The sequence below is a fragment of the Novosphingobium jiangmenense genome, assembly GCF_015694345.1.
GTDB lineage: Bacteria > Pseudomonadota > Alphaproteobacteria > Sphingomonadales > Sphingomonadaceae > Novosphingobium > Novosphingobium jiangmenense.
In genome coordinates this window covers 127,978-144,133 of record NZ_JADQDC010000009.1, presented here as the reverse complement: position 1 = coordinate 144,133, position 16,156 = coordinate 127,978, and the positions used below count along the sequence as shown (strand labels likewise).

Genomic DNA, 16,156 nt, shown 5'->3' with positions numbered 1-16,156 from the left:
TGATCGACCTGACTGTCACCAGCCAAGGTGGCGGCGCATGGCAGGTAGGAGGCGGCCTGTCAATTTCTGTTCGCGTTGCCGGAGCGCGCCGGCAGGTGCAGATCCGCGGCGCCGTCCGATCAGCATCCGGAAGATCCCGTCACAGATGGGGCTCCAGAACCCTCTCCATCGCGCGGTAGCCGGCGACATCGGGATGCACCCCATCGATTGTCATTCCCGGGTGCGGCGTGCCGTCGGTGTCTGCAAGGGCGGCAGTGTAGTCGACAAAGCGGACGCTCCGTGTTCTCGCCAGTTCGGACAGCAGGCGATTGCGGTTCCGGATCTCGGTGATCGTGTCCAGTCCTGGCCGCCACGGGAAGCTGGCAGCGGGCGGAATGGACCCCAGCAGGACGTCGATGCCGTGCTGGCGCGCAATGGCAATCATGGCGCTGATGTTGTCGCGGGTCTGGGCGGGATCGATTGGCCCTGTGTTGCCCGCGATGTCGTTGGTTCCGCCCATGATGTGCACCTTGCGCGGGCGCAGCGCGACGACATCTGCCATCATCCGCACGAGCATCTGCGGCGTCGTCTGTCCGCCGATCCCGCGCCCAACCCGGCCCGCCGGGAAGAAGTCCGCGGACTTCTGCGGCCAACCTTCGGTAATGCTGTCCCCGATGAAGACGATCTGCGGCCGCGCCGCAGTCGCAAGCAGGCGGCGGTTGTCTTCGGCATAGCGGGCGAGATTGGCCCAGTCGTCCGGATTTGCGGGATAGCCTTTCGAAGAACTGCACGCCTGAGGCGCTTCCTCGGCAGACAGTGGGGCAGGGGCGGCCATGGCACCGGCGACCACGCCGAGGGCAGTGCGGCGGTCAAGTCTGAACATCCAGGAACTCCGTATTGCGGCTTTCTGCCAGGTTTCTCAAATCCGGTCGGTCAATGCGCAGATTTCCGCTCTCAGGCTCGCCTTGCGCGCCATGCCGTTACGCGTGATCGCCGTGAACGCTTTCGAACCGGCGTCGTAGCGGCTCCAGATCGTGCCTGAGGGGGTGCGGGGAACGCCCTCGCGGGCAAAGCTGAGCCAGATGTCCTGGAGATGGAACACGCCAGCGCCAGTCCCGATCGGCCTGCGGTCAAGAACGTAGGGGATTTCTCCGCCGTGCGTGGTCAGCGCTTCGCTTCCATCCGGCCCGACCGGACCGACATCGAACTCGTAGCGCCAGACTGGCCAGCGCCAGCGGGCGAGAAGGTAGGCCAGATTGTTGGCGGGGCAGCGGAACACCGCATCGGTCTCGATCCGGGCCTCCAGCGGGCCGAGACGCGTGGCAGGGCCCGTCTCGGCGGCATAGAGCTTGCCCGCCGCTTCGGCATTCGCGCCGAACCAGTGTTGCAGATGCCGGGCGACGTCGATCGTCCCCGGCGCCGGTCCGAACTCGAAGCGGTTGCTGCCGATGATCACCGGTCTCGGCGCTGCCGCAGCGAGAAGTTCCGCTGGCGCTCGCGGCAACACCCGGCCGTCGACCGTGGTCCTGAGCCACAGGTAGTCCTGGTTCCAGATCGCCGGATCGCGCAGCTTCAGATCGGCGGCGAGCAGGTCGGCTGCCGGCAGCGCGCGCAGCCGGTCCAGATTTCGGCGTCGGCTTGAGCGCGGCAAAAGCCCGTCGAGCTGGTCGCCAAGGCGCAAACCATCCGACAGGCTGCGCGCGGTCATGCCGAACCCGGGCGTGCCACTTTGCAGGATGGCGCGCCTGAAGAGTCCCGACGCCAGCGGCGATGCCAGCAACAGCGAGACGTCCTGGCTCCCCGCGCTTTCGCCGAACAGCGTGACATTGCCGGCGTCTCCGCCGAATTGCGCGATGTTCTCCCGGACCCATCGCAAGGCCGCGATCTGGTCCATCAGCCCGTAATTGCCGCTCGCATCTCCTTGCTCGCGTGCGAGCCCGCGGTGCGCGAGAAAGCCGAAGATCCCCAGCCGGTACTGGACCGAGACGAGCACGACGCCTTGGTCTGCCAAGCGTCCGGCGATCGTGTCTCCGCTCGAACCTGCCCGATTCGATCCGCCGTGGATCCAAACCATCACTGGCAACTTCACCCCCGCTGGAGCAGACAGCGGCGTCGCGATGTCGAGAGTCAGGCAATCCTCGGACATGTTCTGCAGGTCCTGACGATTCCAGCCGTAATCGTTCTGCATGCAGGCCGGGCCTCGTTCCGTCGCATCCCGCTCACGCGACCAGCGCGGGTGAGGGACAGGCGGTCGCCAGCGCCGCGCACCCGTTGGTGGCGCCGCATAGGGTATGGCCCGGAACATTCGCAGCGTCCGCTCCGCGTCGAGGCGCCCGGCAACCGGCCCCACCGAAGTGCGAACGACCGGCCGGTCGGGCACTGCCGTCTCACCAGTCCTTTGGTCCGCCGCAGCAGGCCCGGGCAGACCAACGGCCAGCAAGGCTGCCGCGCATGAGGCCGCACGCGCCGACGCGCTTGCGCCCTTCCACCATCGGCCCGGCATTCCGGCACCTGCCCACGTCATCGCATCGTCCTCTCCACTGCCCGGCGTCAGGTCCAGATCAGGATCCCCGACGAGACGAATCGCATTTTCTCCCGATCAGTCCCGCAGCCGTGCCCGTTATGCCTTTGTAGAAACGAAAAAATGCGCCTCGCCCAAAGCGGCTTGACAACCGAGCATTTAATAAAGCAAATATATTTAATCAATGGGAGCGAGGCGACGCTACCCGCCGAGGATGAGAATCTGGCTTCATTGCTGCGACGTGGCCAATGGAGCGAGTAACAGGGAGGTTTGTAATGAAGGGTGGTTCACCACTTGCTCGGGCGATTCTGCTCGGCACGGTTTCGGCATCGACATTGGCTTTTTCCGCGTCGGCTTTGGCGCAAGCCGCGCCGCCGGCCGATGAAGTGACGAATGATGAGATCGTCGTCACCGGTGTGCGCGCAGCGCAGGAGCGCAGCATCGACGTCAAGCGCAAGACGGCCGAAATTGCCGACGCCATCGTTGCCGAAGACATCGGCAAGCTGCCCGACGTGACCATCTCCGACTCACTTCAGCGCGTTCCCGGCGTGCAGATTTCCCGAACCGCCGGTGAAGGCGGCAGGGTCGTCATTCGCGGCGCTCCGCAGGTGCTTGGCACCCTCAACGGCGAGCGCTTCATCAACGCCGAAACGATCGTCAACAGCGAAGCCAACTTCATCGATATTCCGGCAAGCCTCGTGAACGGGGTGGTCGTCTACAAGTCGCAGCATGCCGGCATCACCGACGGCGGCGTCGGCGGCGTGGTCGATCTGCAGACCATTCGCGGGCTGACCCTGAAGGATGGCCTGACCGTCAACGTCCGCGGTGAGGCCGCCTGGGGCAGCATGGTCGGCGGCGTCGACAAGAAGGTCGATGGCCTCGTCGGCTACCGCTTCAACGATGACATCGGCATGTCTCTGGCCTTCTCCTACGGCAAGAGCCGCCTCGCCAGTTCCTTCCAGTCGGTCGAACTGGACTACGTGGACGAATACTCGACGTGGTTCTCGCCCAACAGCGTGGACCTCAACGGCGATGGCGATCGCGCCGACGATTTCCTCATCCCCAATGGCTGGAACACTTACGTCAACTCGCGCGAGACCGATCGCGAGCGCCTCGGCCTCAGCTACAATTTCAATGCCAAGCTCAGCGACGGCGTGGAACTGATTGCCGACGTCCTCTACAACAAGATGGACGAGGACTCCCACGGCCAGCAGCTCTTCGTGAACGGCAATTTCGGCGGTCGCGGCGGGCTTCCGGCCTATTCGGCGGCCACCGGCCAGCCCTCGGTGCTCAACTCGTTCGATATTTCGGGCATCACCAGCCGCTCGAACCTGGTCACGTCCTTCAGGTCGATGACCAACGGGCTGCGCGGTGGTGTCCAGTCGAACCTGCGCGATACCGAGGCGATCAACACCAATCTCGAACTGCGCTTCGACAATGCCGACGGCTTCACCGGCAGCGTCCGTTGGGTCTATGGCAACGGCAAGCGTGACTCGCGCGACCTGACCGTCGCCCAGCAGACGAGCACTCTTCTCCTGCCGCGCACTGCGGGCGGAGCGCCGGTCAACATCAACCCGGGCTCGATCCCCGAAACGCTGAGCTATCCGATCGCCCTTTCCCTGGGCAAGAACGCGCTCAACTTCGAGGTGGGCGATGCGCTTGCACAGCTCGCGTCCAATCCCGCTGCCTGGTATCTCCACTCGTCCTGGCTGGAGCGTTCGCGCACCGAGGCGACGCAGAACATCTTCCGGGCAGACGGCAAGTGGGCCAACGCCGACGACACCCTGTCGCTCGAATTCGGCGCGCGCTATTCCAACCGCGACATGGAAGTCGTTCGCGAGGACTACTTCTCGCCTTCGGGCTTCGGCGGCGGCATCCTGACCAAGTATGCCGAAGCGGGCTACGTGATCGGCAAGTCGGTCGGCGGCACCGGCACCCCGCTGACCTACGATCCGCTGCCCGTCTACGGCTTGGATAACTCCGCGCTCTCGCCCTATGTCAGCGCCATCAGCAATTTCGGCGGTGTCACCGGGCTCAACGTCAACCTGCCCATGGTCAACACCCGCCTGATCACCAGCCCCGAGGCCTGGCGCGACGAGCTCTACGGCGAGGGGCAATACATCGCAGCCCCGGACCGCAGCTATGGCGTGGTCGAGAAGCAGCTGGCCGCCTACCTCAAGGTCAACTTCAAGGGTGACCTCTCCGACACTGTCCGCGTGTCGGGCAACGTCGGTGTCCGGGTCATCAATACCAAGCTGGACGTTCTCCAGAACGTCGTGCGTGGTGGCGAATTCAATCCCTTGATCATCGTCGGCTCGGACCCGAACCACACGGCCTACAAGGACCTTGGTGACATCAACACCAAGACCAGCCGGACGCGCGCCCTGCCCAGCGTCAACCTGAACTTCGACCTCGGAGAGAAGGTACGCGTCAAGGCCGCCTACAGCGAAACCCAGGCCCTGCAGCCTCTCGAGAACCTCGGCCGCGGTGAAATCACGTTCTACAACACCCCGCAGATCGGCGAGGCGTTCCAGAGGGTCAGTTCGGTCCAGCGGCTCGGCAATCCGAACCTCGATCCGTGGTCGGCCCGTTCGTTCAGCGTTGCTGCGGAGTGGTATCCGAACAACAGCACGATCGTGTCACTCGGTGCCTTCAAGACGCAGATCGAAAGCTACACCTACCAGAACACCTCGACCATCCTCGTCCCGGACAGCGACGGCGTGGTCCGCAATGGCGCGACGTTGCTGACCATCGCCCAAGGCAAGGGTGCGAGCTACTACGGTGTCGAGTTCGGCTACCAGCAGAGCTTTACCTTCCTGCCGGGCTTCCTCAAGAATCTCGGCACCTCGCTGACCTACACGTACTCGCCAAGCCAGGCTGGTCGTGATGCGGCAACCGGTGAGAAGCTGATCCTGGCGGACGGGTCGAAGGCTCCGTTCAACGATACCGCCAAGCATCAGGTCAACGCCGTGCTGTGGTATCAGGACAGCCGCTTCCAGGCCCGTATCGCCGCCAACTATCTGAGCGACCTCTATCAGGGCACCTATGGCCACTGGTCGTTCAACCCGCCTGCCGGCACCGCAGGCGTCGGCAACTTCCAGCGTTCGACGCTCTATCTCGATTTCGGCGCATCGTATGACGTGACCGAAAACTTCCAGGTCTTCGTCAACGGCTCGAACCTCACCAAGGAAGCCCCGGTCAACTACGCGTTCAACAAGGACTTCCGCCATACCTACAACCAGTTCGAACGCGTGATCAGCGGTGGCGTCCGCGCCAAGTTCTGATCGGTAGGAAAGCCCCGGAACGGGTCGCCAATCCGGCTCCGGTCGGCAACGAAAGGGGACTTGCCCCGAGTTGTCGGCCGGAGTCGGATGTACCACACGCTTGAGGAGGCAGAACGACATGGAGCAGTCCCGGCTTCAGCACATCGTCATAGCAGGCGGTGGCACCGCAGGCTGGATGGCTGCGGCCATGTTCGCTCGCTTCTTTCAGCGCAATCCCGCTGCAACCATCACTCTCGTCGAGTCCGAAGACATCCCGACAGTTGGGGTCGGCGAGGCCACCGTGCCCCAGATCCTCGACTTCATCCGCCGTCTCGGCATCGACGAGATCGAGTTCATTCGTGCAACGCACGCGACCTACAAGCTGGGCATCAGGTTCGACGGCTGGTCCGGCGAAGGCTCCAGCTTCTTCCACCCTTTCGCGGACTTCGGCTTGTCCCTGCTCGGCACGCCTTTCCGGCATCACTGGACACGCCTGCGCAAGAGCGGCACGGCAGGCCCCCTCGACGAATACTGCCTTGCCAGCCGGATGGCCGAGCATGGCACTTTCGCGCTGCCGACGCGGTCGAAGTCCGGCTCCTATGCCTTCAACTATGCCTTCCATTTCGATGCATCCCTCGTCGCCGCCTACCTCCGGGACTGGGCAACAGCGCGGCGGGTCGAACGCGTTGCCGGCACCATCGTCGCGGTCGAGCGCGCGCCGGACGGTGACGTCAAGGGCGTCACGCTGGACGATGGCAGAACCTTGACCGGCGACATGTTCATCGATTGCAGCGGCTTTCGCGGGCTCCTCATCGAGCAGGCGCTCGAGACGGGCTTCGAGGACTGGTCGCACTGGCTGCCTTGCGATCGCGCGATTGCCGTGCCCTGCGAAAGCCGGCTGGCGCCCGCCCCCTACACGCGATCGCTGGCTGTCGACGCTGGCTGGCAATGGCGGATACCGCTGCAGCACCGCGTCGGCAACGGCCAGGTCTATTGCAGCCAATATGTCACCGACGAGCAGGCCCTCGCGCAGCTCCTTGCCAATGTCGAAGGCCCTGTGCTCGGTCAGCCGCGCCAGCTCAGGTTCACCGCCGGCATCCGGCGGAAGATCTGGTCGCACAACGTATTCTCGCTGGGTCTGGCGTCCGGCTTCCTCGAACCGCTGGAATCGACCAGCATCTACCTGGTGCAGAAGGGACTCTCTGCCCTGCTGGCAAGTTTCCCCACCCGCGAGGCACTGCCCGCGATCCGCGACGTCGTGAACGCCGAGCAGCGCGCGCACTGGGAGCATGTCCGCGATTTCATCATCCTGCATTACGCCCTGAATCGGCGCCACGGTGAACCCTTCTGGGACCGGTGCCGCACCATGGACCTGCCCGATACGCTTGCGACCCAGATCGAACGGTTCCGTTCCGCAGGCGTCCTGCCCGCCGATCCGACGGACTTCTTTCGTGACAGCAGCTGGCTCGCGCTGTTCTCCGGGCTCGGCGAACTGGCCGGCTGGCACCATCCCGCAGCGGACGATCACGATGCAGAGGCGCTGAACGCCGAACTGTCCAACATGGCCGCTGCAATGGATTCCGCCGCCCGAAAGGCGCCGCTCCACGCCGACTTCATTGCCCGCAATTGTGCGATTGCCGCACGTGTCTGAGCCAGCGTCGGCAATCCGGTCGATTGTCATCGTCGGCGGCGGCACCGCGGGCTGGAGCGCGGCGGCCTGCCTCGCCAGATTTCTCGCGAAGCGGGGGACCGCTATCACGCTCGTGAAATCGAGCGCCATCGGGACCGTCGGCGTCGGTGAAGCCAGCGTTCCCAACATACAGAATTTCAACCGCTATGTCGGGCTGTCGGAGCGCGACTTCATCTCCGGCGCCAACGGCACGTTCAAGCTCGGCATCCGCTTCGACGACTGGGTGCGCCACGGGTCATCGTTCTTCCATCCTTTCGGTGGCTACGGCCTGCCGTTCGAGGAAGTCGAGTTTCATCACTGCCTCAACAGGGCGCGCGAGCTTGGCGACCGGCTCGATCTCGCCGACTACTCGCTGCCTGTCGCCATGGCGAGATCCGCGCGCTTCTCGCAACCCTCGCCGGACAACCGCTCGCCACTCGGCGACTTTGGCTACGCCTATCATTTCGATGCGGGCCTCTATGCGCAGCAATTGGCCCGGATCGCGAAGTCGGCGGGCGTGCGCGAGATCGATGCACGCATTTGCGGTGTTTCGCGCCGCCCGTCCGATGGCTGGATCGAGGCGCTCGAACTCGAGAACGGCGCGCGCCTTGCCGCCGACCTGTTCGTCGATTGCTCCGGCTTCAACGCGCTGCTGATCGGCAAGGCGCTGGAAACGCCCTATGAAGACTGGAGCAGATGGCTGCCCTGCGATCGCGCAGTGGCCGTTCCGAGTGCGCCGACGACCGGAGAACTGCCGCCCTATACCGTTGCCCGGGCGCTTGAAGCGGGCTGGTCCTGGCGCATCCCGCTGCAGCATCGGATCGGCAACGGCTATGTCTATTCGTCGCGCCACATCGATGCCGAGGCCGCAACCGAACGCCTCCTCGCGAGCCTCCCGTCACCGCCGGTGGGGGAACCCAATCACCTGCGGTTCCAGGCGGGAATGCGCGCCAGCTTCTGGACCGCCAACTGCGTCGCTCTGGGCCTTGCCGGCGGGTTCATCGAGCCGCTTGAATCGACCAGCATAAACCTCGTCCACCGGGGCCTTTCCACGCTGATGGACTTCTATCCTCAGCACGCGTTCGATCCACGCCAGATCGCGGCGGCCAATCGCCGTTTCCGTGCCGAGCAGGAAAACATCCGCGATTTCATCATCCTGCACTACTGGGCCTCCAGCCGGAACGACACCGCGTTCTGGCGCCAGTTCCGCGACATGTCGCTGCCGCAGTCGCTGTCCGACCGGATCGACAGCTATCTGGCGTGCGGATACCTCGAACCTTGGTTCGCGGACTCCTTCAAGGCGGAAAGCTGGCTGACGATGTTCGAGGCCTTCGGACTGCGCCCGGCGCAGAGCGACAGTCGCGTCCTCGATATCGACATGGATGCCGTCAGGCGCGCACTCCCGCAGATCAAGGCAGCAATCGCGACCGGCGCAGCGCAGGCGCCGCTCCACGCAGAATTCATGGCTCGCAATTTCTCCCGCGAGGCCGTCCCGCCGAACAAATCGTTACAGGAAGCATGATGAACGCCAATTTTTCAGTCTTGTCCGCCAAGGCGACGCAGCCGCTTGTCGGGATCGAATTGGGCGGGACAAAGTGTATCTGCATCCTGGCGTTCGGCCCTGACGAACTGGTCGCCCAGGAAGTTGTCCCGACCACCGACGCCGAGACGACCCTCGGCGCGATCGAGCAGATCCTCGCGCGGTGGTGGCGCACCCACGGCTTCCGGGCCATGGGCATCGCCTCGATGGGCCCGATCCGCGTCGACCCCAAGTCGCCCGATTACGGCCATATCCTGGCCACGACGAAGCCCGGCTGGCCCGGAGCAGACATCGCCGGTCGCCTGAGCCGGCCGTTCGGCGTGCCCATGGCATTCGACACCGACGTTAACGGTGCCGCGCTCGCCGAAATGACCTGGGGAGCCGGACGCGGTCTGACCGACTTTGCCTACGTCACCGTCGGGACCGGGGTAGGGGTCGGCCTCATCGTCAACGGCAAGCCGACCCGCGGCATCGGCCACAGCGAGATCGGCCATATCCGCGTCCCGCGTCTGCCCGGCGATACCGCACCGAGCGCCTGCTGCTACCACAACGATTGCGTCGAGGGACTTGCGTCCGGAACCGCGCTGAAGGTCCGCCTCGGCAAGCAGAACGTTTCCGAGATCGCCGCCGATCACTTCATCTGGGACGTGGTGACCGATGCGATCACCTCGATGTGTCACGCGATGGTTTGCATGACCGGCCCGCAGCGGATCGTGCTTGGCGGCGGCGTCATGGAGAAGCAGCCGCACATCCTCGCGCGGATCGAACCGGCGCTGCGGCACAGCCTCGCCGGCTACATCGAATTGCCGGCCGACGAGCCTTACGTCCGCGCGCCGCAGCTCGGCAACATGGCAGGACCGCTGGGTCCCATCGCGATGGCCCTCGCGCTCGAGGTTGAACGGGAAGCGGTCGGTGCCATGTGACCGGCCGTGACGGCCGTCGCTGGACCCTGCATAGGGTGGGCCACGAAGCGACGGCGATCGTCACGCTCGACGATGCCTTGCGGGATCCCGCCCGCGCGCGGGACCTCGCGGCGTGGTCCGACTTCCGGGCGGACTCGCCGTTCTACCCCGGGGTCCGGGCGGCACTGCCTGCGGCACTCGAGCTGGAACTGGTTGCTCTCGCAGAACCGATCCTGCGCGAGGTCTTCGGCCAATCCGGTGCGGTGCAGGTCGAGGGGGCAAGGTTCGCTCTCGTCTGCGCGCCGCCCGACAAGCTGAGCCCCCCGCAGCGCCTACCGCATTTCGACGGGACCGAGGACAGCCTCTTTGCCTGCGTGCTTTATCTCGCCACGCGCGATCATGGCGGAACCGGCTTCTATCGGCACGACGGAACCGGTTTCGAGTCCATAACCCCGGAACGCAGCGCGCCCTACTTCGAGCAGTTGCGCAGCGACCTTCAGGCCTTCGGCACGCCCCCGCCGCAGTACTTCGCCGCCCCCTCACGGATCTTCGCAGAGACGGCAGCATTCCCGGCGCAGTTCAACAGGATGCTGCTCTATCCGGGCAATGTCCTGCATTCCGGCCTGATCGACAACCAACGCCCGCCACCCGTCTCGATTGCCGACGGACGCCTGACCATCACCTGCTTTTTCCGGGTCGCCTGAGCGTCCTCCCAGCCTCCCTCGTCAGTGCGCGATGGGCCTCTCGTTGGGGGCGAGGGTGGTCCCGCTCGTCTCCGGCATCACGCGCAGCACCCAGACCAGTTGCAGCGCCATCATGGCGAAGAAGAAGCCGAAGATGGTGGCCGGTGGGAACGCCGCCAGCGCCGGGGGCAGCGCGAGCGTGACCAGCGCGGCCAGGACCCAATGCGTCCCGCAACCGATGGTCTGGCCTCTGGCGCGCGCATGGGTCGGAAACACCTCGGCGATGAACACCCAGATCACCGCGCCTTGCCCCACGGCGTGAGCGGCGATGAACAGGAACACGAATGGCACGACCAGCCCGCCGGTTCCTGTAGCGAAGGCAACCGCGACAGTGCCGAGCGACAGGCAGTAGCCGACAGCACCGATCAGCATGAGAACCCGCCGCCCCATCCTGTCGATCAGGAGAACGGCAAGTCCGGTTGCCAGCAGATTGACGAGGCCGATGCCGATCGAGGCCAGCAGCGCCGAATTCTGCGCCAGACCCGCCGATTCAAATATCCGGGGCGCGAAGTAGATGACCGCATTGATCCCGGAGAGCTGGTTGAAAAGCGCAATGGTGAAGGCCAGCCCGGCGGGCCGCAGCAACGGCGCTCTCAGGTAGTCGCGCCAGGCGGCTCTGGGCGGCGTCGCTTCGGCTGTCTTGCGGACCCACATCGGGCTTTCCGGAATGGCAATCGTGGCCGCCAGAAAGAGCAGCGATGGAACGACCTGAACGCCCAGCATCAGGCGCCACGCGTTGGCCACTCCGCTCTCGCCGATCACCCAGTTCGAGAAGTAGGCTATCAGGATGCCGGCAACGATGTTGAACTGGTACAGGCCGACCAGCTGGCCCCGGCGCTCGGGCGGCGCGATCTCGCTGATGTAGGCAGGCGCGGCAATCGACGATACCCCGATCGCCAGTCCGCCGATCAGGCGGAACGTCGCAAAGGTCCACGGGTCCGGCGCCAGGGCGCTGCCAAGGGAGGCGACGACATACCCCACGGCCACACCGGCAAGCGTGCCCTTGCGGCCGATCCCGTCCGTCGGCCAGGCACCGCCCAGCGCGCCGATCACCGTCCCCCACAGCGCAGCGGACAGGATCAGGCCATGCTGCTCCGGCGTCAGGTGCCAGTGCTGCTGTATCGTCTGCTCGGCGCCCGATACTACCGCCACGTCGAATCCGAACAGCAGCCCGGCCAGGGCCGCGGCGGCAGACCACAGCGCGATCATGGCGTCGGCCCCTCGAAAGCGATGAGCGCGGTGCAGTCAGCCGATGCCGAGAGCGTCCTTGGCCGGTCGAGATAGAGGCACTCGCCGCAAGCAGCAGCGGTGCCGTCTTCGGTCACCACGCCCGTAAGGGGTATGATCCAGCACGGCGCGTCCTGCGTCGCGACGTCGACCACGGCATTGCCCCGTGCGTGCCACAACCGGAAATGCGCGCAATCGACCAGCTCTTGCCGGGGCGACGCAGAGAGACGGCCCGATCGCTGGTCCGCATAGGGTCTGGCAACCGAAACGGCGAGGCCGTGGTCGAGATGGAGTTCGCGCGGTCGGCCATAATCGTAAAGCCGGTAGGTGATGTCCGCATTCTGCTGGACTTCGACCAGCGTCACCCCCGCTCCGATGGCGTGGACGGTTCCTGCGGGGATGAAGAAGAAGTCGCCCGCGCGCACCGGCTTCCAGTCCATGAGCTTCTCGATTTCCCCGGAAAGCACCGCCGCGCGAAGTGCATCGGAGCCCAGCGGACGCAGGGTGCCGATGCCGAGCGTCGCGCCTGGTTCCGCGCTGGTGACCACCCAGCATTCTTCCTTGCCCGACGTGCCGCCGAAAGCCTGCGCCTGTCCGTCGTCGGGGTGGACCTGGATGGAAAGCCGTTCGGAGGTGAACAGCCACTTCACCAGTATCGGCAGCGGGCGATCGGCCGCGTCGAACCAGACCTCACCGGTGACCGAGCCCGCTCGCGCTCCGAACACCTCGGGCAGGTCGGTCCGGCCCCAGGGTTTCTCGACGTGATGGCATCCCAGCTTCACTGGACGACTTTCCCTTCGACGTTCCAGCCCCGCAGCTTGACCTGCCCGCTCTCCGGCGTGAGCACCCCTTCAGGCGTGCGCTCGGGCCACTCGATCTTGACGCTGGCGCTCTCGCCACCAAGGATCGAGACATAGTTGTCGGAATAGAACGCGGGCAGGATCCGTTCGCCCTTGGCGTCGACCAGCGTCAGCTTCGCCGCCAGCGCCGGTCGGGCCGAGGTGTTGCGCAGTGTCACCGTGAGCGACCGGTAGCCGGGCCGTTGCGCTGCCCGGGCGATGTCCGCTTCGAGATCGACCTGCGCCATCGCCTCGAGATCGCGATGGGCGGCATCGTCGCGTCCGCGCCAGTAGAAGTTGCGGCTGGCAAGGCTGCCGTCCGCCCGAGTCAGTCGCTGCTCGACCAGCACCATCGGCGCCCGTGCAAAGAGCTCGTTCAACGGAACCGGTTGCAGGGTCGCAACCGCATTGGCGGGCGCGTCCAGCCTGTCCGCCCGGCTCCACAGGGTCTGGCCGTCAAGGCCGACCACCTTGGTCGTGGCCGTCAGTCCCGCCAAAGGTGCCTGCGTGGTGTTGACCACCGCAACGCTGTTGTCCGGCAGGTTCAATTGCACGTGCACCGGTTCGGCGGCGGACTTGGTGCCATAGTATGCGCCGTGGGTGTCGTAGTCCCAGCTGTAGATCTGCCAGTGGTTGGATGGCCAGGCGGGGTGGGTCATCCACAACATGCGACCGGTATTGCGGGACCACAGGTGCGCCTGCATCCCTTCGAAAATGGCCTTGTAGGATTCGATGTTCATCAGCTGCGACTTGCGCTCGAAGTCCGCGAGGCTGGTGCCCGCGCCATAGCGACGCTCCAGCGTCTCCATGAAGGTCTTGACGTCGCCGTTCCCGCCGATGTGCCAGTCGTGATAGGCAAGCGTATCGCTTATCGGCCAGCGGTCGGCCGCAGGCACGGTCGCTTCGATGGACTCCAGCGTCGCCAGCGACGGCGTGCCGGTCTCGACGGAGAACCCGCTTGCCAGATCGGTGAAGTAACCGACCGGGGGGCGATAGTTGTAGGGCCCCGAACCCTGCAGATTGACGACGTTCGACGAACCGGTGAACCAGCGCGAACCGTCAAGGTCGAACACCAGCTTGTCGAGCCCCTCGTTGAGCAGGGGATAGGGCACGCCCTCGTTCCGGCCGATCCACATGACAATCGAAGGGTGAGTGCGATAGCGTGCGACGGTGTCGCGCGCGTTCGCCAGGAACAGCGCGGCGTCCTCCGGCTCAACCTGGAAATTCTGCGTCGATTGCCAGAAGTCGTTGAGGACCATCATGCCGTTCTCGTCGGCAAGGTCGAAGAAGTCCGGCTCGTTGTTGTTGCCCATCCAGTTGCGGATGATGTTCATGCCCGCATCGCGCTGGAGACGGAAATAGGGCTCGAGACGCGACCGGTGGGCGCGCTTCATTGCGTCGTCCATGCCCCAGTTGCCGCCCCGCGCCGCAATCTTCACGCCGTTCACACGCAGCGCAAGATGCGGTTCGGGGATGCTGTATTCGGTGACCGGCGACACCGCCGGCGAGCGTTCGCCGGCAGGTGTCAGCGATGCGGCAAAGCCCTTGGGCGTCTGCCAGATCTTCTCGTGCGTGACATCGATCAGCGGCGTCCCAGCAAGGCGGCCGTCGGTGGTTTGCACGTTCACTCGCGCCAGCTTGCCGGCACCATCCATCAGACCAAGATCATAGCTGACTTCGCGGATGCCGAACCGCAGCTTGCGCGTATCCGAGGCACCGTTGGCCGAACCCACCGCGATCGCCATGTCGTGCAGGACCGGCTCGCCATAGCCGTTGGGCCACCACAGGCGCGGGTTCGCCACGCGCAGCGCCGCATCGGTCTTGGGCGAGAAGCGGATCTCGCGCGTCTCGCCGGGAGCAACCGTTTCCGTCCTGCTGACCGCGACGTCGTCGAAGCGGACCTCGACCTTTGCCTCCAGCGCCCGCTCGCCGTGATTGGTGACCGGCACGGTCACGTAAATGTCGGCGCTGTCCGTCCGGGGCAGGGGAAGGTCGGTGATGACATGGGGATCGCCGATGGAAAGGTCGCCCGAAACGCCCAGTTCGACCGGAAGCCACAGGCCGGTGTTGCGGTCGCGGATGCCGGGAATCCAGTCCCAGCCTTCGCTCGCCACGAAAGTCGGTCCGTCGATGGCCATCTGCCCGCCGTTCTCGCCCGGCCCGGCGCTGATGGATTCCTCGTGCGGAATGCCGGGATGCGGAGCAGGGCTGACGCGGATCGCGACCGCGTTCTTGCCGGCGACCGGCACGAAGCCGAATTGCCCCCGAACGAAGGCCCCGCGCGTCCCGCCGATGCGTGCGCCGTTGATCCACACTTCGCTGGCGTAGTTGACGCCGTTGAGCACCAGCTCGACCCGCTTGTCGGCCGCCTCGGCTGGCACGTCGAACTCCGTGCGATACCACCAGTCCTGCCGCGAGAGGCTTTCCGGAATCGCCATGTTGTTCAGGCCGCGGTAGGGGTCCGGATAGACGCCGCGATCCACCAGGGTGGTGAGCACGGTTCCGGGCACTGTCGCTGCCAGCCAGCCCTTGGCCTCGAGTCCGGGCCGCGACAGGACAGCGCCGCCTTCGTTCACGTCCGGCGCTGCCGCCAGCGTCCAGCCGTTGACCTGCCAGCGTCCGGCACCGGTTGGCAGCAGTTGCGGATCTTTTGTTCCGGGCTTGGCAACTGGCTTGTCGAAAGGCGCTTTGGCACGCGGCAGCGTCCACGGGTCCTGCGGCCGCCAGTACCCGGTATTGGCGCGATTCTGCCATTCCCAGCCCTTGCCGACTTCCCATATGTGGGCGGCGGCGAAATCGGGGCGCTGGCGCGCGGAAGCCTTGATTGCGGCCGGAGTGGACGCCTTGTCATCCACGCCAAGGCCGACGACCGTGGCCGAAAGGTGGGGGCGCCCTTCGATCACCGGCGCGATGGCGATGCGCCGACCCGAGGGCACTGCCATGGTCGGCCCTTTGCCGGCAGGCGCGCCGTCGATGTAGAATGCAACCCCGGCGGCATCGCGGACCGCAGCGATATGCGTCCACTTGCCCGTGCTGACCTGACCGGTGCTCCTTGCCGTTGCGCCGCCGGTCTCGACGACCAGCCGCCCTTGCGCATCCACGGCTAGCGTGCGCGCTCCGGCTCCCATCGCAACCAGCACCCCTTCGCCCTTGGCGTCGAGCCTGATCCACCCGGCTATGGTCCATTGCGCGTCGGCCGCCAGCAGCGGCGAACCGTCGGGCAGATCGCGCTCGATCCCGATGCCCCCTGCCACGAAACGCGCATCCCAAGGGCCTGCCGGTGGCGCCACTTCGGCATGGAGTGCCATTGGCATGGCCAACAAGGCGCACGCCAGCGTCGCTCGCGGGGACATAAACGATCTCCCATAGCCAGATCTCATTGAGATCGGTTTGTTGTTGACTATGCTGCAAAAGGCGCACGAATAAAGCAAGTGAATTTATTTAATCGCCCAGACGCGCGAAAAAGGCGGGAT

Annotated in this window: 10 protein-coding genes; 5 read left to right on the top strand and 5 right to left on the bottom strand. The window is 65.4% G+C overall.

The window, feature by feature from the left end:
• Window positions 1-139: 139 nt before the first annotated feature.
• Window positions 140-862: a GDSL-type esterase/lipase family protein gene (locus I2488_RS13820; RefSeq protein WP_196276398.1), complete on the bottom strand. Its 723-nt coding sequence runs from the start codon at window positions 860-862 to the stop codon at window positions 140-142.
• Window positions 863-898: 36 nt separating this feature from the next.
• A complete protein-coding gene (locus tag I2488_RS13815; protein ID WP_246465674.1) occupies window positions 899-2,482 on the bottom strand; it encodes a carboxylesterase/lipase family protein in 1,584 nt (527 codons plus the stop codon).
• 293 nt (window positions 2,483-2,775) lie between these two features.
• Between I2488_RS13815 and I2488_RS13810 the strand changes: the two genes are divergently transcribed.
• The 5 genes from I2488_RS13810 (at window position 2,776) to I2488_RS13790 (ending at window position 10,578) form a co-directional block, all read left to right on the top strand.
• Window positions 2,776-5,784 (top strand): TonB-dependent receptor, encoded by a 3,009-nt coding sequence (locus I2488_RS13810; protein WP_196276396.1) that lies wholly within the window; start codon window positions 2,776-2,778, stop codon window positions 5,782-5,784.
• A 118-nt stretch (window positions 5,785-5,902) separates the two neighbouring features.
• Window positions 5,903-7,414: a tryptophan halogenase family protein gene (locus I2488_RS13805; protein WP_196276395.1), complete on the top strand. Its 1,512-nt coding sequence runs from the start codon at window positions 5,903-5,905 to the stop codon at window positions 7,412-7,414.
• A complete protein-coding gene (locus I2488_RS13800) occupies window positions 7,407-8,954 on the top strand; it encodes a tryptophan halogenase family protein (RefSeq protein ID WP_214652376.1) in 1,548 nt (515 codons plus the stop codon). Before I2488_RS13805 ends, I2488_RS13800 begins: the two co-directional genes overlap by 8 nt.
• Window positions 8,954-9,895: an ROK family protein gene (locus tag I2488_RS13795; protein WP_343071074.1), complete on the top strand. Its 942-nt coding sequence runs from the start codon at window positions 8,954-8,956 to the stop codon at window positions 9,893-9,895. The genes I2488_RS13800 and I2488_RS13795 overlap by 1 nt, the downstream gene beginning before the upstream one ends.
• On the top strand, window positions 9,892-10,578 hold the full coding sequence (locus I2488_RS13790; RefSeq protein ID WP_196276393.1) for a DUF6445 family protein: 687 nt from the start codon (window positions 9,892-9,894) through the stop codon (window positions 10,576-10,578). Before I2488_RS13795 ends, I2488_RS13790 begins: the two co-directional genes overlap by 4 nt.
• Window positions 10,579-10,599: 21 nt before the next feature.
• Here I2488_RS13790 and I2488_RS13785 read toward each other — a convergent pair whose 3' ends face one another.
• The 3 genes from I2488_RS13785 to I2488_RS13775 are packed head-to-tail and all read right to left on the bottom strand — an operon-like array spanning window position 10,600 to window position 15,991.
• A complete protein-coding gene (locus I2488_RS13785) occupies window positions 10,600-11,826 on the bottom strand; it encodes an MFS transporter (protein WP_196276392.1) in 1,227 nt (408 codons plus the stop codon).
• On the bottom strand, window positions 11,823-12,626 hold the full coding sequence (locus I2488_RS19620; protein WP_196276391.1) for a cupin domain-containing protein: 804 nt from the start codon (window positions 12,624-12,626) through the stop codon (window positions 11,823-11,825). Before I2488_RS19620 ends, I2488_RS13785 begins: the two co-directional genes overlap by 4 nt.
• Window positions 12,623-15,991: a glycosyl hydrolase 2 galactose-binding domain-containing protein gene (locus tag I2488_RS13775; protein WP_246465662.1), complete on the bottom strand. Its 3,369-nt coding sequence runs from the start codon at window positions 15,989-15,991 to the stop codon at window positions 12,623-12,625. Before I2488_RS13775 ends, I2488_RS19620 begins: the two co-directional genes overlap by 4 nt.
• Window positions 15,992-16,156: the final 165 nt, after the last annotated feature.